Source organism: Streptomyces sp. NBC_01750 (assembly GCF_035918095.1).
Taxonomy (GTDB): Bacteria; Actinomycetota; Actinomycetes; order Streptomycetales; family Streptomycetaceae; genus Streptomyces.
Genome location: NZ_CP109137.1, coordinates 44,200 through 66,530, shown reverse-complemented (window position 1 = coordinate 66,530; position 22,331 = coordinate 44,200). Strand labels below are relative to the sequence as shown.

9 protein-coding genes are annotated in these 22,331 nt (G+C 67.7%); all 9 read right to left on the bottom strand.

Annotation, left to right across the window (positions count from 1 at the left end; translation table 11 throughout):
• Window positions 1–15: 15 nt before the first annotated feature.
• Window positions 16–10,236 (bottom strand): LamG-like jellyroll fold domain-containing protein, encoded by a 10,221-nt coding sequence (locus OG966_RS00230; RefSeq protein ID WP_326647230.1) that lies wholly within the window; start codon window positions 10,234–10,236, stop codon window positions 16–18.
• A 708-nt stretch (window positions 10,237–10,944) separates the two neighbouring features.
• The gene (locus OG966_RS00225; RefSeq protein ID WP_326647229.1) at window positions 10,945–11,703 is read right to left on the bottom strand and encodes a hypothetical protein; all 759 of its coding nucleotides are present in this window, start codon (window positions 11,701–11,703) and stop codon (window positions 10,945–10,947) included.
• A 10-nt stretch (window positions 11,704–11,713) separates the two neighbouring features.
• A complete protein-coding gene (locus tag OG966_RS00220) occupies window positions 11,714–16,420 on the bottom strand; it encodes a putative T7SS-secreted protein (protein ID WP_326647228.1) in 4,707 nt (1,568 codons plus the stop codon).
• Complete coding sequence (locus tag OG966_RS00215; RefSeq protein ID WP_326647227.1) at window positions 16,420–17,067, bottom strand: hypothetical protein; 648 nt, start codon at window positions 17,065–17,067, stop codon at window positions 16,420–16,422. The genes OG966_RS00220 and OG966_RS00215 overlap by 1 nt, the downstream gene beginning before the upstream one ends.
• Window positions 17,064–17,462: an SseB family protein gene (locus OG966_RS00210; protein ID WP_442806642.1), complete on the bottom strand. Its 399-nt coding sequence runs from the start codon at window positions 17,460–17,462 to the stop codon at window positions 17,064–17,066. Before OG966_RS00210 ends, OG966_RS00215 begins: the two co-directional genes overlap by 4 nt.
• Window positions 17,463–18,314: 852 nt before the next feature.
• Entirely contained in the window at window positions 18,315–18,974 is a 660-nt protein-coding gene (locus tag OG966_RS00205) for a response regulator transcription factor (RefSeq protein ID WP_326647223.1), read from the bottom strand.
• Entirely contained in the window at window positions 18,974–19,927 is a 954-nt protein-coding gene (locus tag OG966_RS00200) for a sensor histidine kinase (protein ID WP_326647222.1), read from the bottom strand. Before OG966_RS00200 ends, OG966_RS00205 begins: the two co-directional genes overlap by 1 nt.
• A 108-nt stretch (window positions 19,928–20,035) precedes the next feature.
• Window positions 20,036–21,079 (bottom strand): hypothetical protein, encoded by a 1,044-nt coding sequence (locus OG966_RS00195; protein ID WP_326647220.1) that lies wholly within the window; start codon window positions 21,077–21,079, stop codon window positions 20,036–20,038.
• A 107-nt stretch (window positions 21,080–21,186) separates the two neighbouring features.
• Window positions 21,187–22,230 carry a hypothetical protein gene (locus tag OG966_RS00190; protein ID WP_326647219.1) on the bottom strand — a complete coding sequence of 348 codons (1,044 nt, stop codon included), beginning with the start codon at window positions 22,228–22,230 and terminating at the stop codon, window positions 21,187–21,189.
• Window positions 22,231–22,331 lie beyond the last annotated feature (101 nt).

Here is a 22,331-nt window from a genome sequence, read left to right as displayed (position 1 = left end):
CCCTTCCAGGTCCGGCTACCGCGTGTTGTCGATCACGGCGTAGCCAGGGCCGCCGTGGTTGCCCACCCAGCCCATATGGAGCCGGACCGGCACCGAGCTGGTGCCCCTGTACTCCGGTGTCACGCTGTAGTAGATCGTCTCACCGGCTTGGATACGGTCAGCCAGTCGGTCCTCATGGTTTTTCATGACGACTCGGTTGGCCACAGGGAACAGCGGCACCAGATTTCGCAGATCCTCTCCGGAGCCGCCCAGCTGACCACCAAGCAGATGCCCGCGGTCCATTCCCTTGCGCCAGCCTTGAGGCTGATTCTCCCAGCCAGTGTGCTTGTCGAGCGGGAATTCCGTGCCAGTACCGACGATCGAGGTCGGGTCGGTGTCGAATGCCCAGTTCCCCTTACCGTTTACGTAGTTGTAGTCACCCTTGTTCAGGCAGGCCCGAACGCCCTGGGCGCGCCCCAGGTTGTCAAGAGGCATGTAGTAGACGGCCGAATTGCCCTTGGCGCACCCTCGCCGGTTCACCGGGGAGTCCGCGGCTGGTTCAAACTCGTTCTGCGTCTCTGGGGTGACATGGAGCGATCTGCTGTAGTCAGCGTCGAATGCTGAGGAGTCCGGTACGAACTCGTTGCCGACCAGCATGTCCAGAAGTGCCTGTGCCGTGATCGTGCCCGCGACGCCCTTGCTGGGGTCCCATTTACCAACGCTCGGATCCCAGTCGATCTTCGCTGGAGGGAGGGTAGGGGCGGGTTTCGGGTTGGGGCCATTGTTGGGGTTCTGGTCGATCGGTGGTCTGGGCGGAGCGATGATGCAGCTGTTGCGACAGCCGCCACCGCGTCCCGAGTTCCCGTACGCCGAGCCTCCGTAGGTCGCCGCCAGCACCGACCTTCCGGGCCCCTGGACAGGGTTCCATCTTTTGGCCTGAGCGTTTGCTTGTGCCCGGATGGCAGCGGAGAGGCCTCCTCCGGAGCTCCAAAGGCCGGTCGGGTAGTAGGTCTCTACCATCTCGAAGTGAAGCTCCCGGTAGAGACCGCCCAGACGACCCCACGGCCCGAGGAAACGGCTGAAGCCGAAGTATCCCGACCGCGAGCCAGTGGATCTGATGGAACGAGACTGCTCGCTCGCCGGGGCTGACCGCTCGCGCGCTGGGGCTGGTGGCGCCTTGAGATGGCCACTGGGATCGATGCCGTTGAGCGGGTCGGCGTTTCCGTAGACGTGGCGGTTGCCCTGCACCGAAGGACTCGGGTCGAGTTGCCAGGTGTCGCGGGAGGCGAAGGCTCCGGTGTTCGGCTGGTACCAGCGGGCGGCCATGTTGACGTCGCCGGACGTCGGGTCGGTCCAGCCCGATTGGTAGCCGAGCGGGGTCGCGGCGCCCGCGGTGGCGGTTACTGCGCCGAAGGGGGTGTACGCCTTGGAGCCCGAGATCGTCTTGCCGTCCGGTGAGAGGCCAGCGACGAGGTCGGTGTGCTGGTCGGTTATGGACCATTGCTTCGAGCTGCCGTTGTCCATCGCTTGCAGGTCGCCCGCGGGAGTTCGGGTGTAGCGGTTGGCGCCGTTGCTGGTCAGGTTGTTGGAGCCGCCGTCGTATGCGAACGTCTCCTGGCCTTGCTGGCGTATGCGGTCGAGTGAGTCGTAAGCGAAGGTTGAAGGGCCGTCGCTGATCTTGCGCTCGAAAGCATCGGAGGTCAGCGTCCGCGGGCTCCCACCCTGAGGCGTGACCGCGGAGATGGTGCCGCGTGCTGTGTAGCTGTAGTTCGATGTGCCGTCCGAGAGCAGGCGGTTGCGAGCGTCGTACGAGGAGATCGCGGTACCCGCCTTGGTGCGGTTGCCCGCGTCATCCCACGCGTATGCCGTGGTGGTGCCGCCGTTTGCCCAGGACGTCAGGCGGCCTGCCTGGTCGTAGCCGTAGGTGTTGTCGGCGGCTCCTGCCGTGCCCTTGGTGTTCTTTTTGATCAGGTGGTCGTCGAGGTCGTAGTCGTAGGTGAGGGATGCCGTTTCCGAGGAACCGGCCGGGTCGGTGATCCTGTCGCTGGTGAGCCGGCCAAGCCCGTCGTAGCCGTACGTGCGTCGAGCCGATTCAGCCCACGCGGGGGCTCCTTCCGGCTTGGTGGCGTAGCGCTCCAGGGTGGGGCGGCCTGCCGCGTCGAAGTCGTACCAGATCTCGCTGCTGGTGATCGAGTCCCATGTCCAGTCCGGTCGGCCGGCGCTGTCGTAGCCGTAGGTTGATGTTCCTCCCGCGGTTACGCGCTTGGTCATGTTCCCGTCGGCGTCGTAGCCGTAGGCCGATGTGCCACCGGGGCCGTCGCTGGAGAGGAGTTGGCCTCTGTCGTCATACGTGTACGTATTGCGGTCGAGTACGCCGTCTGTGCCCACGGAGATGAGTTGGCCGGCCAGGTCGTACTCCAGTGAGCGTGTCGTCGTGGGAGCCTCGGCACCCGTTCCGCTCTCGCCTGTCAGCCGGCCCAGGCCGTCGTAGGTGCGTGTCCGCTTGATTCCGCCGGGCAGCGTCTCGGCGACGTTCTGGCCCGCGGCGTCGTACACGGTGGTCCAGGTACGGTCGCTTGCTGCCGGATGTGCCGCGGTGGCTGGTTCGATGGTCGATTCGGGCAGATTCCACGGGGTGAAGGTGTAGGCGGTGGCGTTGCCTCGGCCGTCGGTCAGGCGGGTGCGGTTGCCCGAGGCGTCGTAGCCGAAGCCGGTGGTGATCGATTTGGTGGCCGTGGCCGGCTCGACCTGCTGGGTTATGCGGCCCAGCGCGTCGTAGGCGTAGGTGCTGCGGGCCTGAGTCGCGGACGTGGCGGCGATGCGGTTGCCGTCGGCGTCGAATTCCGCGGAGACGGAGCGCAGGGCGGTGGTGCCGGTGCCGTAGTCGGTCGCCGCGGTGATGTTGCCCAGGGCGTCGTAGGTGGAGGTGCTTTTGCGGCCGGTGGCGTCGATGGTCTCGATCTTGCGGCCGAGGCCGTCGTAGCTGAACTTGGTGATGCCGCCGATCGGGTCGGTGACGGAGACCGGCTCGCCCGCCGTGTTGTAAATGGCGGAGGTGGTGCGATTGCCGGGGGTGGTCGACGCGGTCTGGTTGCTTGCGTCGTCCCAGGCGTAGCGGCTCGTCAGGTTCTGCAGGGTTGGGTAGCGCTCGACCGTGGTCGCGGTGAGCTGGCGGCCGAGTTCGTCGTACGTGGCCTCGCTCTTGGCGCCGGTCGGGGCCGTGGCGGTCAGTTGCAGGCCGGTGGGCGTCCACGTGTAGCGCGTGACGCCGGCACCGTCGAGGTTTGTCTCGGTGGTGTTGAGCGTGCTGGGCTGGGCCTCGGAGAGGTTCGGGAGAGCGGTGCCCGCGATCGGGTCGGTCTTCTGGGACAGCTGGCCGAACTGGTCGTATCCGTAGCGGGTGGTGCGGCCGAGGGGGTCTGTGGTGGTGGCGATGCGGCCGGCCGCGTCGTACTCGGTCCGCGTGACAGCGGTGATCTTCGTGCCGCCTGGCGGGGTGTAGTCCGGCAGGGTCACAGCCACGGACCTGCCGAGCTTGTCCACCTCTGAGCGGGTCACCGCGCCTCTGGGGTCACGGGTCTCGGTTGCCTCGCCGTACGTGTTGTAGCCGGTGAGGGAGGTGGGCTTGACGGTCGTCGCAGTGCCGCCGCTTTCCTCGGTCTGGACGGGCGGGGCCGTCTGCTGCACCTGGTGGCCCAGAGCGTCGTAGCGGTAGGTGGTGGTGTACGCGGCAGGATCGGCGCCGGTCACGTTGCCACGGGGGCTGACGGTGGAGGTGAGCAGGCCGCGGTCGTCGTAGGCCTGGCTCGTAACGCGCGTGCTGGAGCCGTCGGTCAGTGTCGACTTGGTGGGGTTGCCCGCCGCGTCGTACTCGGTCGTGGTCGTCAGCTTCTTGCCGGAGGTGTCGATCGACTGGGTCTGTTCGGTCACACGGTCGTCTGCGTCGTAACCGTAGGTGGTCACACGGTTCAGGCCGTTCGGGTCGAGCACGCTGCGCGTGGTCCGCCCGGTGGCGTCCACCGTCTGTGTGACTGTGGTGCGGCCGCCCCCCGTGGTCTGCTGTGTCGGGTTTCCGGCGCCGTCGTAGGAGTCGGACTCCATCACGATGTTGCGCTTGGTGCCGTCGGCCCGGGTGACCTGCTGGGCGATGGTGGTAGCCGGTAGCCCGTCGTCGAAGTACGTGAAGGCAGTGGTTGCGCCCATCGCGTTTGTCGTCGACGCCGGCCGGCCCGCCGGGTCGTAGGCGTTGGACACGACGACCAGGTCCCGGGTCTCGCCGGTGGGGTCGCCCGTCCAGTTCTTCAGCACCGTTTCGGAGTGCTGCCCGCGAGGCGTGTACGAGTAGGTGAACTGGTTCCCGGACTGGTCGGTTTCGGCCTTCACCCGCCCCAGGGCGTCGTGTTCGGACGTGGTGACGTTGCCTTCGGCGTCGGTGGCGCTGTCGTTGAGGCCGAAGGAGTTGTAGTGGTGCTGCGTGGTCCGCTTGGCGTCACCGCCGGTGGCGTCCTCTGCCGATTCGGTCAGCAGATTGCCGTCGTCGTCGAACGTACGGGTGATCCTTGCGGTGTGGGTGGTACCGGTTATTTCGTTCTTCACGCCCGGGCCGGTCTCGGAGGTCACCTTGGACAGGCCGTTGTAGGCGTAGCTGGTGGTCACGCCGGCGGGGAAGCTGTCCGCGACCTGGGTCTCGGTGATCTTCCGGCCCACGCCGTCGTAGGTGAAGCGGGTGACGAGCCCGGAAGGTGCGGTCACCTGAGCCAGATCGCCGTTGGTGAAGTACGCGTAGGCCGTGGTGGCACCGCCTGGAGTCTTCTCGGACGCGACAAGGCCGGCCGGCACGGTGCCGCCCCCGATCGCTGACTCGGTGCCCCCTGTGTACGTCCTGCTCCCGGTACGCCCGTCGGCCAGCGTGGTGACAGAAGGCAAGCCGAGTTCCGTGTAGCTCGTCGCGGTCCGGTACCTGGTGTCCGTCGGGCTCGCGGAGCGCGCGTCGCGCACCGCGACCGGCTTGTCGTTGCGGGGGTCCAGCGGGTCGGCTGCATTGAGGTAGTACTCGGTGAAGGAGGTCCAGCACGAATTGGCGTCTCGGCAGGTGGTGCGCGAGACGGTGTTGCCGCGTACGTCGTGTCCGGTGACGGTGGAGTGCCCGTTGGGGTCGGTCACGGTGTTCAGGAAGCCGCCGGTGTCATACGCGTAGGTGGTCAGGCCGCCTTCGGCGTCGGTGCTGGCGGTCCGACGCTGTCCGTGCAGCGCGTCGTAGGTCGTGCTGGTGGTGAACCCGGCGGGATCCGTGACCGCGATGGAGGAGGCGAGACCGGAGGAGCTGGTACGTGTCCGGGCTCCGTAGTGGGAACCGACCTGGGCCTCGGTCAGCCCGTGCTGGTAGACGGCGACTTCGTCGAGCTGGCCGGTGAAGCGGTAGGTGCCGGCCGTGGCCACACCCATCCAGTCGGCGTTGGCGTAGCCGCCGCCCAGATAGGCATACCCCCCGGACAGGTGACGGGCCGCACGATTGAGGGTGCCCACCTTGATGCCGTCGAGGTAGAGCGCCTGACTGGTGCCGGACGCGCTCAGGACGGCGTGGTGCCATTCATTGTCGGTGACGGTGACGGCCGACTTCATCGGGGTGGCGCCGTTGGGCTGTTCGGCGGTCCAGAACTGGCCGCGCAGCAAGCCGTCTGCCCCGACGTTCAGAACGGGCCGCGCATCGGTGGGCGTGCTGCCGATCGCCGCGTTCTGCAGGCCCAGCAGTACCCCTTCCTTCGTCGTGCGGAACCACAGCTCCACCGCGACATCCGTCGAAGCAGTGACGAGACTGCTGGGTACGGCGATCTGGCCGGTGCCGGTGAACTGTGCGGCGTGGCCGTCCTCGACGCCGAAGATGCCGGTGGTGGCGAGAGTGGCGTTGGTGTAGGTGCCGGCGCTGTTGTTTGCGGCTGTTTCGCTGACCGCCTTGGTTGCTCCCTCCGGCTCGTCCAGGCGCCAGAAGGAGGCCGGGGCGTCACCGGTGACGGCTCCGCGGTAGTGCAGGCCGTCACCGGCTATGAGAGCGGTGCGGGCCCGGTAGTGCTGGCCGGCCCCGCCAGCGCCAAGAGCCGTGGTGTAGAAGGCTGCTTCGTCGATCTGGCCGGCGAAGTACTTGGTCGCGGCGACCTGGCCATCCCAGGGGGTCGTGACATATCCGCCGCCGAGATAGGCGTTGGGCAGCGTGATCGGCTTGACCGCGCCGGAGAGGGTGCCGACCCGTACGCCGTCGAGATACATGGCCTGTCCGCCGCTGTAGCCGGTGAGCAGGACGTGGTGCCACTCGTTGTCGGTCACGACGGTCGTCGACGCAATCGTGGTCCCGGCCTGGCTCTTGTCGAGCTGGCCACGGAGTTTGCCGCCGCCGTCGATGAGGAGCGCCGGGGTGATGGAGGTAGGGGTCTGCCCCACTTCGGAGTTCTGGAATCCGAAGAGGACGCTTTCGGGCTTGGAGGTGCGGAACCACAGTTCCAGGCTCATGGCGGTGGCAGATTCCAGCGGATCGCCGGGAATGTTCACCGCGCCCTCGGTGCCGTCGAGTTCGACGGAGGTGTTGTCGCCGTCCGCGAACACACCGGGATTGCCCAGGCTCACCCCGTCGCGGTACGAGCCGTCCATACCCGTCCCCGCGGCGCTGAAGGCCTGAGCGCCGCTGCGCTCACCGAGGCGCCAGTACCCCGCCGGGGACTGCGCCATGACGGCGTCCTCGTAGGCGCCGGAACCCGACGAGTACGAGGGGTCCGACACCTTCCAGGTTCCGCCGTTGGCATCGGTGGTGCTGGTGACGCGGCCGCTCGCCGTGTCGTAGGCGACCGTGGCGTGTGTCCGCCCGGACGGCAGAACGACCTTGGTCATACGGGCCGTCTTGGCCCGGGCTGCGTAGTGAGCGGCGACGGTCCCTGCGTCCAGGGCTTGGTGGTAGACGGCGACCTCGTCCATTTCACCGGTGAAGTGCCGGACGCCGGCTGCCTGTCCGTCCCACGCCGGGCTGGACCAGCCTGCGCCCAGGTAGGTGTTGGACTTCTCGTAGTGGTCGATGGGGCCGGTCAGGGAGCCGACCGCTGCGCCGTCGAGGTAGAGAGTCTGGGTGGTGCCTGCTCCCGAGAGCACAACATGGTGCCAGGCGCCGTCGGTGACCGTTTTGGTCGAGACGAGCGGAGTGACCGCCTGGCCTGTGATCTCGTACTGGCCGCGCAGCTTCCCTGCCGTGTCGATGGCCAACGGACTGGCGTACTCCGGCTGGCCGTCATCGAGGTCTCCGCCCTGGAAACCCACGAGGACACCGGGCTTGGTGGTCTTGAACCACATCTCGACCGAGAGGAAGGCCGAGGTCCGCAGGGTGTTCTCCGGGACTTCGGCGTAGGAATCGGTCCCGTCGAAGCCGGCCGCCGTGTCACTGGTGCCCTCGATCACACCCGACTGGCCGAGCAGGACATCACGGTAGGCGGCATCATTCAGACCGGTGCGGGAGGGCGCCCGGCTGACACCGGTGGACCCCTCCTTCTCGCCCAGCTGCCAGTAGGCGACGGGGTTTTCGTCCATCACCATGGAGCGGTACAGCGAGCCGTCCTCGTACGTGTAGAGCGTGCAAGCGCTTGTTGATGCGGGCGGGCAGACCTTGGTCAGCGTGTCCCCGGTGTAGTGGTACGTCCATGCCAGCCCCGGCGTACTCGGGCCGATGGCGCTCGTGGTCACCGACGTGATGTGCCCGTCGGTCCAGGTGAAGTTCAGCGACCGTCCGGAGAGTGTGTCGGTCACCGACACCAGCGGTCCACCGTCCTCGTCCCGGTAACGCAGCATCTGGGTCCGCCCCGCCGCGTCCCTGATCTGCGCGAGCAGGCCGGCGGCGGTGAAGTGGTAGGTGGTACCGGACGGTTCCCGCAGAACCCACCCCTCGGCCTCGCGCTTCAGCGTGGTGGTCACCCCGGACGGCCCGGCATACGTGCCGTCCGCGTTGGTACCGAAGCGGATCCTCGACCCGCCGTCCAAGGTGACCAGAATGGTGTCGGTCTGTGGTTCCTCACGCAGCCCCATGTCCCAGCGGGTCGCCCAGCCTGTCCCGAACGCGGTGTCGCGGCGCGGGTCGAGCGAGTTGTAGGTGCGGCGCACTGCGAGCTCAGGGCCCACGGTGGAGATGGCGGCATCGGTGGCAGAGGTGGCGTAGTTGCCTGCTCGCGCCGAGAACTCGTGGCCGTCATCACCCCCCAGATGCGCCGTCACCACAGGCTGGGGGACCTGCGTGGTGAACAGGGCCGGGTGCGGGCGCGCCGAAGTCAAACCGGTGTCGAACACGTACCCGTACCAGGCGTAGGTCTTCCCCCACACCAGCCATCCTGAGGGCACGGCCCACTGCCGTGCTGTAGTGCGGGCGCTCGAGCGGCAGTTCTTGCGGGTGTCCTTGCCCTCGACCTCACAGACCTCGAAGGTGTACAGGAGGGGCTTGCCCGGGTAGTGGTCGCTGTCGTTGCCCTCGGCATACAGGGTAGGGGTGAGCGAGTTCAGTACCGCTCCGCTGGCGGGGGATTCCTTCGTCAGCTGCGGAGGCACGTTCACTGCGGCGAACTTCACCGCCACACCCGGAATGCCCTCACCGGTGAACCGGGAGGCGTTGTTGGCCATCGTCCACTGGAGGGTGTAGGTGCCCGGGGACAACGGAGCGATCTTCGCTTCGAGGGTGACGCTCTCGCCCGGCGAGACATCGGTGGTCATGGTCGTCCAGCGGATCTTCGACGAATCAGTGATCGCCTTGCCATCCGCGTCGAAGAGGTTGTAGCCCAGCTTGAAAGTGCCGCCCTTGGGCCAGGTCTCCTGCCCCTGGTTGGTCACCGTGACCTTCATCGAGCCTTCGGCGGTCGCCGTCACCGGCGTGACGAAGCCGCCGAGCTTGTAGGCAGCGCCGTAGCGCGTCCAGGTCACATCCAGGCTCGGCTTGCCGTTGGGATAGTCGTCGGAGCCGAACTGCTTCCAGCTGTTGGAATCCGAAGTCGAGGCTTTCAGCGCCAAGCCGTAGTTCTTCTTGCGGCCGTGCGTCCAGTCATCGACCAGTTTCCGGCCGGCCGGCCCCAGCTTCATGCCCTCCCAGTCCGGTCCGCACGACCACGTCGTCGTATTCGCGGGGCGCCAGCCATGCGCGAAGCTCTTCGACGCCAACGACGCGCCCGTCGGCGGCCCGGGGTACGTACTCGTAGTCGACTCCGACCAGTTCGACGTGATCGGATGCACCGTCACCGGCCGTGCCGTGCACGACTGCGACCAGGTGTTGTACACGTTCAGGTTCGCGTTGAGCACGTACCCGTTCTTCAGCGTGGTCTCCAGACCGGAGAACCGCAGGAAACCAGCTGCCTTATGGGAGCCGCCGTCGTACGTGCCGACCTTCAGAACCGTGTCGCTGGCGAAGTTCTGGGTGTACGGGTACTCGACATAGGTACCGGACGTCGCACTGACCCGCGTCACGGACGGGTCGACACGCACCGGGAAGACCCTCTCCGGGTCGTTCAGCCATGCCTCGTCCAGGGTGACGACCAGGACCTGCCGCCCTGCCTCCTCGGTCAGGCTATAGCCCACACCGGAGGAGACGGCACCCTCGTTGGCGTTCTCGGCAAGGTGCGAATCCTCCATCCAGCCCGGCGGCATCCACGCCCGCCGATTGCCCTTCAGGTCCACAAATTCCACGCCACCGAGGCCGTCGAGCCGAGCAGTGAGCCCCTCCAGAGCAAGCGGAAAACTCCACTGCGTGGGCGCGCCCTTGCCCTTGAGGACGAGCGTCTCCTTCACCGATTCGCTGCCCGCGATCAGTTCGAGATCGGACGATTCCCGAACCCCGGGATAGCTGATGACGCTGCCATCGACCTTCCCCGCTACCCGACCGGCACCTTGAACCGCATAGGCAACCGACAGCCCGTCCCCCGCCGACAGCCGCACCACGGGATCCGAATCCGCGTACTCCGCCAGCGAAATCGTTTCAGCAGTCTGCCGCGGCGCCCACCCGGCATCCGAGCCGCTCATCGTGCGAGGACCGCCCGGGCGGACGAGCGTGGTGTCGATCGGCTTCCACTGTCCGTTGGCGGCCTTGAAGTTCACCGGCTCGTCATAGAACCGCGTGGTGAAGGTGCGGTCCCGATTGAGGAAGGTCCGCGAACGCGCGTCCCGTTTCCCTGCCGCTTCCTTGCTCGTCTTGACGTCAAAGCCCTGAGGAGCCGCCACCGGCACATCAACCGCTTCGCCCAGCCCCATACGCGGAGGAGTCGGCACCACGCCTACACCGCCGACTGCCACTTGCGGCTCCAGGGGCAACTCCCCTGGAGCCTTCAGAGCCTTGTCGCGCCCGCCCTTGGCCGCCGCGTCCGTGGCAGCCCCCGAGGCACGGTGGCTGCGGCCATCCGCCGACCCCCACCTCTGGTCAGGTGCATCAGCGCCCGTGGCTCCGGGCGCGTCGGACCACCGGCTCACTGCCAGGGCAGCCTGCTCAGTCCCCGAAAGCACGGCCATCAAGAACGCAACAGACACAACAAGTGGACGTGCGGCACGCACGGAAGCCCCCCGAACTAGTAAAGAAGAAGGCCTTCTTACTGCTTGTCACACACCCCACACAAGAAGTTCACAACTCGTAATGATCAACAGTGGTGCACGTCACGGAACCTTTCCGGCCTAAAGGCACGGAGTGTCCACCGCGCACTTTCGGCTGCATCACCACCGAGGAACGTCAACAAGCCATTGGCCGAGGCGCGCGGCGACGCTGCGGAGGACGAGTCCGCCACTTCGTCGGCCCGCGGGCGCGCCGCACGGCGGGGGCACAGGTCGCTGTTTCGCCGCTGATGATCAGGGCGGAGGCGGCCGCCTTGGTGGAAGTGGAGTTACGGGCAACCATGCGCGGGGTCATCCCGCAGTCGCGAGGGTGTCCTCGCTCTTCATGGAAGAGTGTCGCCGGCTGATCTGTGTCCGTCAGGACTCGTAGTCGTCGATCAGACGGCTGACGATCCGGTGCAGGACGTCCGCGCGACGCCGGTCGTCCTGCTGGTTGCGCAGGGCGTGCTCGGTCGCCCGGAGCCTGCGCCAGGCGTCGGTGTCCTGGTCCATCACCTGGTCGACGAGCGGCGAGGAGACCAGGGTCAGGCACTCGGCCAGCCGGAGTCGAGTGGTGTGAGAGGGCGGGGTGGCCTCGGGGTCGGCGAAACCGTCCGTCAGATACCGCGCGGGGTCGGTGAGGCTCCAGCCGGCCACGGCGCCCTTTTGTACGAGGAGGTCCACGTCAGGGGCGATGCCGATCCGCGCGTCCAGTGGCCCGTCGAGAACGCCGAGGTCCCGGAAGCACCGCAGCTCGGCGGCTTCGGAGGTGCAGCAGAAGACCGTCGCCTGGGGGAGGCCGAACTCCTTCGCCGTGTCGGCGCGCAGGCCGCTCGGCAGCGCCGGGGGCCCGTGGGGCGCGCGGTGGCAGACCTCGGCGGGAACGGATTCCGGGGGAACGAAGAATGTGGCGCTGCACAGCTCCCGGGTGCCCTGGTCGAACCGGAGGTGGTCGTTCTCCGACCACAGCCATTGCATGCTGCCGAAGGTGGTGGCCAGCTGCTGCTCGCGCTCTTCCGGGTCCGCGTATCCCGCGACGATCACCTGGAGGTCGCGAAAATCGAAACGTGGAGTGAACCCCAGTGGGTTACCGGTCGTCTCGACACTCGTGGTCTCGCCGACCGAGAACTTCACCATGGCTGCCACCTCATCGGATCTGCTTGGCGGGCGGCATGGTGCCACCGTTAGTGTCTGGAATTTTCCCGTTCACGATATCGTCGTGGGTCACCGGGGGCCCGGGATCGTTGACCGATCCGCCCACTGCCTTGACTCCGGTTTCCCCTTTGATCCCGGACGGGCCGTAGCCGGTGATCACGTCGCCTGCGCCGGCTCCGTGCCCCTTCGTGATCACGATGTCTTCGCCCTGTCGGAAGATGAGGTTTCCGCGGCCTCCTTGGGAGAGATACACCGCGTCCGGATTCTGCAGAATCTCGATCACACGTTCGTCGCCGCCGAAGTGCGGGTGGTAGTTGCTGGCCTTTCTCATCTTGCCTTCTTGGGCACGCTCGATGATCTTTTCCGTGGCGTTCTTGGCCTTCTCCTCCGGGCACTTGGGCGCGAGGCCGAGCGGGTCGCTCCACGTGTGCGGGTTGTGGACGTACGCGCCGGGGTTGGGTGCCGGGGTGAGACCCAGAGGATCCGGTGTGAGATAGCGGGCGGTCTCGGGGTCGTAGTGGCGGAAGTAGTTGTAGTGCAGCCCTGTCTCGGGGTCGTGGTACTGGCCCGGGAAGCGAAGGGGCGTATAGGCCGGGCTGTCCGCGGGCCACGTGGTGGAGCCCCAGAGCGTGGCGCGGGTGTGCCAGGCGATGGTGCTCTGTTCGTCGACGAGTTCGGTCGGGGTGCCGATCAGGTCGGTGATGATCGAGAAGAAGCGGGAGTCGATCTCCTCCTGCGGGGCGTCGGCAGCGGTGATGCGTTCGGTCTGGGCGATGGGGTGCAGGCCCTGGTGGTCCCAGGTCAGGGTGACAGGATGCGGCAACTCCTGTGACACGGAGGTCTGTTCGCACAGCATCGTGCCGTCCCAGGTGAAGGTCACCCTCTCGACGACCGTGTCGCCGTCGGCCGACAGGCGGAGTTTCGCCGTGCGGCGCCCGAGCGGGTCGTAGGTGTAGCGCCAGCGGGTGCCGTCCGGGGTGACTGTGGCGGTCAGGCGGTCCTCGGCGTCCCACTCGTAGCGCCAGGTGTCGGGGCGGCGGGAGAGACGGGTCTTGCGGCGCAGCACGATGCGACCGAGCGCGTCGTGCTCGTAGCGGACGTTGCCCGCGCGGGTGAGTCGGGTGCCGGTGTAGACGCGTTCGCCGGTGGCCTCGTGGCCCGGGTGGACGGCGGGCCAGGACGCCTGGGTCTGGTTGCCGGCGGCGTCGTAGGCGTAGGCCTCCGTCCAGTTCGCAGCGTGTACGGCGGTCACGCGTCCCCTCGCGTCGAGGTCGAACCGGCGCTGCCCGGAGAGCAGGTCCTCGACGCCGGTGAGGTGGCCGTCCGCCCGATAGGTGTAGGCGCGGTGCTGGATCGTGCGCTCGTCGGCCATGGTGGTCTGAGCGGTGAGGCGACCCATCGGGTCGTACCCCTGGTCCAGGCTGAGGGTGTCGGCGACGGTGCGGGTGACCTCGCGTCCGTTCCCGTCGTACGTGAAGGTGATGGGGCGGCCCGAGGCGGTCATCTCCGCCACGTTGCCCACCGGGTCATAGGACCAGGTCGTGGTGGCACCGCCGGGTGTGGTGCGGCTGGTGCGCCGGCCCAGGGAGTCGTGGACGCACGTTATGGAACGGCCGTCGACGGTCTCCGTGCGAAGGTTGCCGTGCTGGTCGCGCAGCAGCGTGAGCGTGCTGCCACCGGGGCCGACGGCCTGGGCGAGACGGTCGGTCACGTCGTAGGCGTACGTCGTGACCTGTCCGTCGGCGTCCTTGCGGACGATCTGCCCGAGTGCGTCGCGCTCGTACGTGGTCGTCTGACCGAGGGCGTTCGTGCGGGAGGCCAGGCGGCCCGCCGGGTCGTGGGTGTAGGTGAGGGTGCCATCGTCGAAGTCCGTCTCGGCGATAAGACGGCCGGCGCGGTCGTACTCGTAACTCCAGTTCAGGCCCTGCGGGTTGGTGACCTGGGTGAGGCGCAGTTCCTCGTCGTGCAGGAACTCGTGGCGGGCACCGTCCGGGTCGGTGCGAGCGGACATCAGGTCGAAGTGCGTGTACTCGTAGCGGGTCGTGCCGCCCAGCGGGTCGGTGTGGCCGGTGCGGTTGCCCTCTCCGTCGTACGTCCACGACTCGGTCGTGCCGTCGGGGGCGATGCGGCGGGCGAGCAACCCCTCGACCGTCCACTGCAGGCGCGTGGTCGCTCCGGCCGGGTCGGTGATGGTCACCGGCCGGCCGAAGGCATCGCGCTCGTAGCGGGTCACCGCGCCGGACGGGTCGGTCATTTGCAGGGGCAGTCCCGCCGGGTCGCAGCGGACGGTGGTCGTGTGACCGAGGGGATCGACGACCGAGGTGAGGCGGCCCGCGTCGTCGTAAGTGAAGGTGGTGCTCTGGGCTGCGGGGTTGGTGAAGCCGGTGCGGTTGCCGAGCTCGTCGTAGTAATAGCGGTGGACGGAGCCATCGGTGCCGATGACTTTAACCGGCAGATCCAGCTCATTGTAGTGTGCACGGATTTCACGGCCGTCGACGCGGACGGCTCGGGTCAGGTTGCCCCTGTCGTCGTACTCGTAGCGGGCCGTGTGGCCGAGCGGATCAGTGCGGGACAGCAGGCGGTTGTGGCGGTCCCGTTCGAAGCGGGTGACGTTGCCGAGCGGGTCGATCTCGGCGACTACTTGGAATGCGCTGTTGATGAGGTAGCGGCGGGTGTGGCCCTCACCGGTCGTGGTCGTGGTGATGCGGTGGCCGGTTCCGGGATCCGTTTCGTCGTAGGACAGGCGCAGGCTCATGTGGCCCTCGGCGCCGCCCTCCGCGACGCAGCGGTCCTGCTCGTCGTACTCGTAGGTGTAGGAGCGGTCGTTGGTGTCGGTCCAGGAGGTGATACGACCGCGTTCGTCATAGGTGAACTGCAGTGGCAGCCCCGAGGAGTTGATGACCTCGGTCAGGTGGCCGTCGTCTGAGTAGACGTAGCGTTTGATCTCCTGATCACTGCCGTCCACCGCCGCGCCGGCCAGGTGCAGGGCGATCACCCGCTCGTCCCGAGTGGTGATCTTCAGGTGGTGGCCGCCGGAGGAGACGATCGCGAGCGGGGCGCCCTCGGCGTCGTACTCGAAGGTGAGCCACTGGCCATTGCGGTCGTCGACCTGCTCCAGGACCGCCAGATGCTCGGCGCGATCGGCGAAGTGCCGGACGCGGCCGGTGGCCGGGTCGGTGATTGTGTAGCCGCCGTCGGCGCGGTCGAGTGGCCAGCGTGGACCGTGACTTGGCAGGGTGGGGGTGCCGGGGGCGGGATGCGGGTAGGCGAGCAGGAGGCCGTCGGCGCTGACGAAGACGACGCCCTCGGCGTCGATCTCGAGTCGTTCGTCGACGGTGGAGGACCAGGACGGGCCGAACCAGCGGCCGAGGCCGTAGCCGGACTCCACCCGCCGTGTGAAGACCAGGGGCAGGACGCCGGGCAGCGTGATGTCGGTCTGCGGCAGGTACATCGCGCCGGTGGTCAGATCGACTGGGTCGGTGGGGTCGCGCTCGACCTTGTTGCGGGGGTTCTCCGCGTGGCTCTCGGGAGTGTCCCGCACGGCACGACGTGCCCCGCTTTCCGCGGCCGCCTCCGCACCATTCTTCACTCCGAGCCGAAACCCCCCTCGAGCGAGGCCTGTGCCTTTGGAACCAACAATCTCCGGAATCAGCCGTCCGATGAACTCGCTCGGGTCGCCCTTCGCCGCGTCCCAGGCGTTCTTCAGTGCCCGGTCCGGGTTGGCGGCGGTCGAGGCGAGGCCGGCGAGCGTCATGTTGACGCCCTTGTAGTACTCGGCCGGGTGCGTCAGGTTGTACGGGTCCATCGGGTCCACCGACCGGACGAAGTTGAGCAGGCCCGCGGTGCCCTTGACGATGCCGCCGCCGACGTGGGCCAGCTCGAAGCTCTGGCCCAGGCTGTAGTCCATGACCTCGAGATTGAGCCTTTCGCGGCCGGTGGGTTCCTTCGGTGCGTGCGCCATCGCTGCCGTGACAGCCGTCTTCGCCGTCTCGGCCGCCTCGTTGCGGTGGCGGCGGGCTTCCTTGAGGACCTCCTGCGCCCGTTCCCGCTTGGCCTGGCCCGGGTCGGACAATTCACCGGGGTCGGGCAACGGGTGGTCGCCGTTGCGGGCGGCGTTGTAGGCGTCGACCTTCTTGTTGTACTCGTCGGTTGCCGTCTTGGAAGACTCGTCGCCTTCCCTGTACAGGGCGATCGCTTCCCTGGCCTTGTCCTGCGCGCTGGTGATCGACTTGGAGTACGTCTCCAGTGCCTTGGCCGCGTCCTCGAACGCGTCCGCCGCGTACAGCCAGTCGGTGGGCAGAGTCTGGAACTCGTCCCGGAAGGTGTCGGCCGCCTCGCCCTTCCAGTGACTGGAGTCGAGCTTCTTCATCCCGCCGCCGACCAGGTCGAACGCCTTCTGGAAGTCCCGCAGGTTCTTCACCGACTCGGCGATCTTCCCGGGATTGCCGTGGATCAGCTCGTTCGCCTGCTCGCTCTCGCCGAGCTGCTGCTCACCGACTTCCGCGCCCAGGGACGAGGCGGTGCGATCACCCCAGTCCTCGACCACGTCCGCCATCTTGTGCTGGCCCATGTGGTCAAGACCGTCGCCGACCTTGTCCGTCGCCCAGTCGACACCTTCGCCGACCTTCTCCTTGGCCTTGTCGATCCCGTCGCCTACGGCGTCGATGCCCTTGTCGGCCAGCTTCCCCCAGTCCGGCATCAGCGGTGCTCCCCCCACCGCGGCTCTTCAGCCTGCGCGATCGTTTCCTTCGACGGATCGAACGTCTCGCGCATCTTCTCGTCCATGGCATCACGGACCTTCGGATCGATCAGACCCGAGCGCTCCATCGAGTCCATCTCCGCGTCCATCACGTCGTACCCGGTGTTCTTCCAGGTCTGGTTGACCTTTTTCTGGGCCTCGGAGATGGACTCGGGGCTCCAGTCCGCACCGTCGAACGCCGACTGGGTTCTGATCTTGTCCCAGCTCATGCCCTTGACCTCGTCCTCGCTCAAGTGCGGGTTCCCGTTCACCGAGTTCACGCCGACCTTGATCGAGTCCTTGATGTACCGCTCCTGCTCGGCGAACGAGCCGGCCGACAGACCCACCCCATGCGCAAAGGCATTCCCGCGCAGGGTCAGCGTCCGTACACCCCACTCCCAGCGATCACAGAAGGTCTGGAACTCCGCGGTCAGCCCGCTGTGCCCCAACTCCAGTCCCGACAACGCAACATCTGAGAACCCCCGACCGGTCGACGCCTCACCGATCATCCCGAGGTCCTTCAATTCGGCATGCGCCAAGTTGATGCCGTTCGCGATCTCGGCGAGCGCCGCTGCCGGCGCCGCGAGATCGGGATCGCTTCCGCTCATTCCATCCCCCCGAGGTCTACCGCCGCGGCCTCGGGCACGATGCCCTGGACCGGCGGGAACAACATGCCTTCGTCACTGCCCGCGTCGAGCGCCACCCCTGCCGGACCCGGCACCATCGGCACCATCACATCCAGCAGCCGCGCGCCCAGGATCGTCTGGTACGTCCACTCCCGCTCGGCGTCCCCCTGCGCACCTGCAAACCGTGCCAGCGCTTCTTCGTCCGAGAACGCGCAGATCCAGCGAACCCCGCCCTGGTCCGCGGTCCACAGGCTTCCGTACGGGTCGTGGGGCACGAGGACTGCCGTACGCCGGAATTCACCCAGCACCACCGCGAACCGTCGACGAACTGCGTCCAGTTGACCATCAGACGTGGTGCTCGAAGCCGTCGGAGTCAAGTCCGCAGCAGCGGAGCACGCCTCCAGTTGACCTACCTCTTGCAGTGCCAATGCTTTCCCTGGCGCTGGCCCACCGGCCAGTTGGCTCAGTCTCAAGGCGCGCTTTGGCCTCGTTGTGTCGTCCCCGTTATCCCTCACGGCGAAATGTTGTCATGAGTGCCTTTCCACGAGCAACGCGCGCGGTGCGCGTCCATGGAGGCGTGCAGTTCGGGCAACACCGACGCGCCCGTTGAACGCTGACTCGCCACCCACGCCCGGCCAGCGCTCGAAATGCCCACGTGCGGCCGCGAGGACCATCCGATTCCGGACCGGCGTCAGCCGCGGCTTCGGCCGGTCACGCCCGTGGGCTCTATAACCACTGCTGCGCGGCGGAGAGCCTGCCCCAGCCAACCACTGCGCCCGGACCCGCTTCTGAGGACGCTTCCCCGGACCACTCATCTGGTGTGGATGGCCGATACCGCAATGGGTCTCCTGGACGTCCCGATCGTCGGCTCACCGCCGAGTTCGTGCAAGCGCGAAGGCCCCGCTGGGGCTTGTCGATCAGGTCCCAGTGAGGCCTTGCCTTGAGTCTCGAGGTGTGGGCTAGCCGGATGGTTGGCCGTGCCAGGCTTGGTAGATCGCGAGCGCTGTGGTGATGACGTTGCCGATCACGGGCGTCCATAGCCGCGTGGTCCTGCCCCAACGCCGCCTGCGTACTGTGCGGGTCCCATCGCTGGGCTGCGGCTGCTCCTGGTGCATGTCCCTCCCCTTTCCGCCGCGGGACCCGCATGTGCGGGAGCCGTTGACTCAACCGTGCGGCTGGAGGATTCCCGCTGTCACGGGAGCGGCTTACCGACGCGGCGGGGTGGCGGCTCAGGGCTGTGTTCCGAGGCCTGCTGCGCGGGCGAGGGCGATGAGGTGGGCACGGTCGGTGGCGCCGAGTTTGGTTTTGATGTCGGTCAGGGCGTTCTCGACCCGTTTGTGGCTGATGCCGAGGCGGCCTGCTGCGGTGCGGGTGGCCTGCTTGGGGATGGCGAGGACGTTGAGGATTTCCCTTTCCCGGGCGGTGAGTTGGGGGAAGGCGTTGTCGCGGCGGACGGTGCCGAGTTGGTCGAACCAGGGGCGCATGCGGGCGGTGTCGGAGAGGTGGAAGATGAAGGCGCCGGCTGCAACGTCGCGTACGGCGCGGGTGATCTGGGTGACCTCGCCGGCTTTGAGGAGGAAGCCGCAGGCGCCGGCGCGCATGGCGGCCATGACGTTGGGGTCATCTTCGTGCTGGGAGTGGACGAGGACTTTGGTACCGGGCCGGGCGCGCTGGATTTCCCGGGTGGCCCACAGGCCGTCGCTGCCCGGCATCCGGACGTCCATGACGACGACGTCGGGATGGAACTCGAGGACCCGGGCAACTGCTTCGCGGCCGTCGGCTGCTTCGGCGACCACGGTGATGCCGGGATCGGACTCGAGCAGGACACGCAGTCCGTAGCGGGTGAAGGGGTGGTCGTCGGCGATCACGACGCGAATACCCTGTTCCATCACACGGCCCCCTGATCTGCGAGATCGGCATCCTGGACGCCGGGCAAGCTGACCGGCAGGCGCGCGATGAGCTCGGTTCCGCCAGTGCTTCGGGGCCGGATCTCGCAGCTGCCGCCGATCTCGGCGGCGCGCTCGCGCATGCTGCTTACCCCGACACCGGGCCGCATCCGTGGAGGAAGACCGCGCCCGTCGTCCGCCACGCTCACCTCGAGCACGTCTCCCATCTCGAGGCGTACCCAGCAGTTGGTGGCTTCGGCGTGACGCAGCACGTTCGCCACAGCCTCGACCAGGATCCAGTACGCGGCTTCCTCGACAGCCGCGGCCAGGCGGGGAATCTGCTCGGGCAGTTCGGTGTGCACGGCCAGGGATACGCGGTCGGTGTAGGCCAGGACGGCCTCGCGCAGGCCCAGCTGATCTACCGGCGACCGTAGACCCATGGAGATTCGGCGCAGGTCCTCGGCGCCTTGCCCGATGTGGACCAGTGCGGTGTTCAGCAGGTCATGCGTGGCGTCGGGGTTAGTACGCAGTGTGGTGGTGGCCGCTTGAAGGGTCCAGGTGGCGCCGGTGAGGACCGGCCCGACGCCATCGTGGAGGTCGCGGGCCAGGCGTCGGCGCTCTTCCGCCCGCACAGCGACGGCGTGCTCTTGGGAGCGCAGCAGTGCCAGGGACAGCCGAACCCCTGCCGCTGCCTGCGCAATGTGCCGGGCAACATCCCGTAACAGCCGCAGATCCGCAGCAGACAAAGTCTCGTCGGGCGCCCGTGCCGCCACCACCAGAGCGCCGATCTCCTCGCCCTGGTGCACCAGCGTCAGCCGCAGCGCGACCGGGGATTCGGTGCCGTGGGTGGCGACGCGCGCTGTGCCTGCGTCAGGCGCGGTGGCGTCGTCGAGTTCGATGGCCACGTACGGCAGCCGCAGCGCCTGCGCCACCGCGGCTGCCGCCTCCGGCAGCACCTTTTTCGGATCGGTGGTGCTTCCAACCGGCGGCCGAGCTCGGCCAGTGCCGCATACGGGTCGTCCCGCAGCCCGTACACGAGCCGGCTGACCAGACGCTGCAGCACGTCACGCAGCGGCTGCAGCGCAACGGCGACCACGCCGGTCGCCAGCAGCGCGGCAACCCTGGAGGCTGAGTGCTGCAGCACAAGCCCGAACAGGCTCACGGACCCGATGTAGAGCCCGACCACGATGCCCGTCAGCCCCGCGTAGAGCAGCGACCGGCTCAGGATCCGGTCGATGTCGAACAGGTTGTGGCGCACGATCGCGACAGCGATGGCTGCACTTAGCACCACGGAGACCAAGTCCATCGCGATTGACCCGGCAGGGCCGTCCACCAAGGTGATCTGCACGGTCACCAGAAGGACGGTCATCATCACGGCCCAGGCCACCCACTTCATCTGTTGCCGCACCACGCCGGCAGACCCGCGGAAGCGGAACAGCAAGCGAGAGCGCCGACAGCAGGAAGGGGATCAAATTGAGCAAGATCGCCACGATGCCCGCGTTCTCCAGCGCGACCGACAGCGCCGAAAGGCCGACCGGGTTGGGTGTCGAGGGGAAGTATTCTCCGCCGCCCAGCGGCCCTGGCAAGAACACTCCGATCAGGAGCACCAGCACGCCACACCCGCCGACGTACCAGGCCGGAATACGCCAGCGTACAGATGGCAATTGGCCGTTCGGGAACAGCAGAAACAGGAAGAAGACCGGGAAGATGAAAAGAACGAAGGACCAGTTCGACACCCACGCTGCGAGGACTCCGCCCAGGAGTCCTCGGGGAATCGCGTAGAGCCCATAAGCGTGCGCAAGCTGATCGACAGCCGACCCGAGCCCTGCGACCAGTAGCAGCCAGCCCGCCGGATTACGCGGTCGACGTGTCGCCACCACCAGCCCCGGCAGCGCGAACATCACGCCGGTCACGGTCTCGACGACCATCAGCCGCCACAGATTCCATTCCGGACGAGGTTCCGCCCGGGACAGGACCGCGAAGACCACTGTCACCGCCGCCACGACCACGATGGCGATCCACAGGCTCCAGGCGGTTCGTTTCTGCGTCGCCAGGGACGTCGTGTACGGGATCGTATGTCCCTCTTGGTTTCCCGCGAGTTCGTTCATGGCTCACCTCCAGTACGGGCACTTTCGGCGGGCGGTGATCCCGGCAACAAGGGAGCCGTATCCCGGGCATCCGGGACTGGCCACGACAGCATCGCGGTGAGCCAGCCTCACAGGGCAGGGCGCGCCGCGGGGCGCGAGGGGGCCCAGTGGAGCTCTTGGGTGTGCGGGTCGCAGCCCCATGCCGTGATCGTCCCGGCCGTGACGAGTTGGTCCAGCAGTGAGCCGAGTTCTGCGGGTGTGGTGCCGCATGCGCGGCTGAGACGGTCGGCTTCGACGCCGGTGTGTGCGTGGGCGGGGGAGTGGTGTGCTTCGAGGGCCAGTGCGGTCAGCCGTGTACTGGCCGGCAGCGCCTTGAGCGGCGCCGCGGAGGTGGCGAGTAGTGCCCAGTCGGCGGCCCGATGCCGGTCGGGGCGGCCGGGTGCTTGGGTCAGGGGGTCGAGGAGCTGGGCGGTGGGGGTTTCGTCGTGCGGGCAGCTGGTGGTCTTCTGCTGGACAGGGTGGAGCCAGCGGTGGTGTTCCAATTCGCGCCAGGGCGTGGGGTCGTGTGCCAGGCGCATGCTGCGCAGGAGGCCGACGGGGAGGCATACCTGCCCATGAGTGTCGGCCCGCAAGGCGCACTGGAGTGCGAGCAGCCGGGCTTCGGGGCTGGTCCCTTCGGGGAGTGCGGCGGCGAGGTAGCTGAGCATGTCCTGGACGCGGACCTGCTCGGACGGTCCGCGCGGCCTCCTCGCCTGCTTCCGTTGGCCCAAGCCCGCACTGATCCCAGGCAGATGCCGTGCTGGCGGATCCGTCAGTGCGGTGTCGGGGACGGCGGCTGCGTGGGGGGTGGCTGTGGCGCAGGAGGCGCATGTGTCGGCGAGGCGCCAGGTGCGGCCGCCGTGTTCGCGGGTGAGGACGAGCAGGACGGGTCCGGCGCAGCCGCGGTGGCGGGGGTGCCAGCGGCAGCCGCGTTCGTGGCACTGGCAGGTGCGGAGGTGGGCGGGGAGGGCGTCGCTGCGGGCGTGCCGGGCCAGGTGTGCCAGGGCTGCGGGCCGGGCGGAGGTTGCCTGCAGGGCCTGGCCGTGCGGTGAGCAGCGTGGGCAGTAGAGGGCCGGTCCGCCGTGTTGGGGGCGTAGTTCCACGGTCCAGGTGCGGGGCACCGGTGGGTGCATGGTGCACAGCCTCATGGGGCGCGCGTTCCTCCTGCCGTCGGCGCGGGGCCGGTCCGCTTCCAGTCCCCTCACCGATGGGGGAGTGGGGTGTTGGCCGCAAC

Bases quoted from the DNA above. Each gene is read 5' to 3' on its own strand.
- OG966_RS00205 (WP_326647223.1), bottom strand. From the start codon at position 18,974: ATGGAACAGGGTATTCGCGTCGTGATCGCCGACGACCACCCCTTCACC.
- OG966_RS00230 (WP_326647230.1), bottom strand. From the start codon at position 10,236: ATGGGGCTGGGCGAAGCGGTTGATGTGCCGGTGGCGGCTCCTCAGGGC.
- OG966_RS00190 (WP_326647219.1), bottom strand. From the start codon at position 22,230: ATGCACCCACCGGTGCCCCGCACCTGGACCGTGGAACTACGCCCCCAA.
- OG966_RS00220 (WP_326647228.1), bottom strand. From the start codon at position 16,420: ATGCCGGACTGGGGGAAGCTGGCCGACAAGGGCATCGACGCCGTAGGC.
- OG966_RS00215 (WP_326647227.1), bottom strand. From the start codon at position 17,067: ATGAGCGGAAGCGATCCCGATCTCGCGGCGCCGGCAGCGGCGCTCGCC.
- OG966_RS00195 (WP_326647220.1), bottom strand. From the start codon at position 21,079: ATGAACGAACTCGCGGGAAACCAAGAGGGACATACGATCCCGTACACG.
- OG966_RS00225 (WP_326647229.1), bottom strand. From the start codon at position 11,703: ATGGTGAAGTTCTCGGTCGGCGAGACCACGAGTGTCGAGACGACCGGT.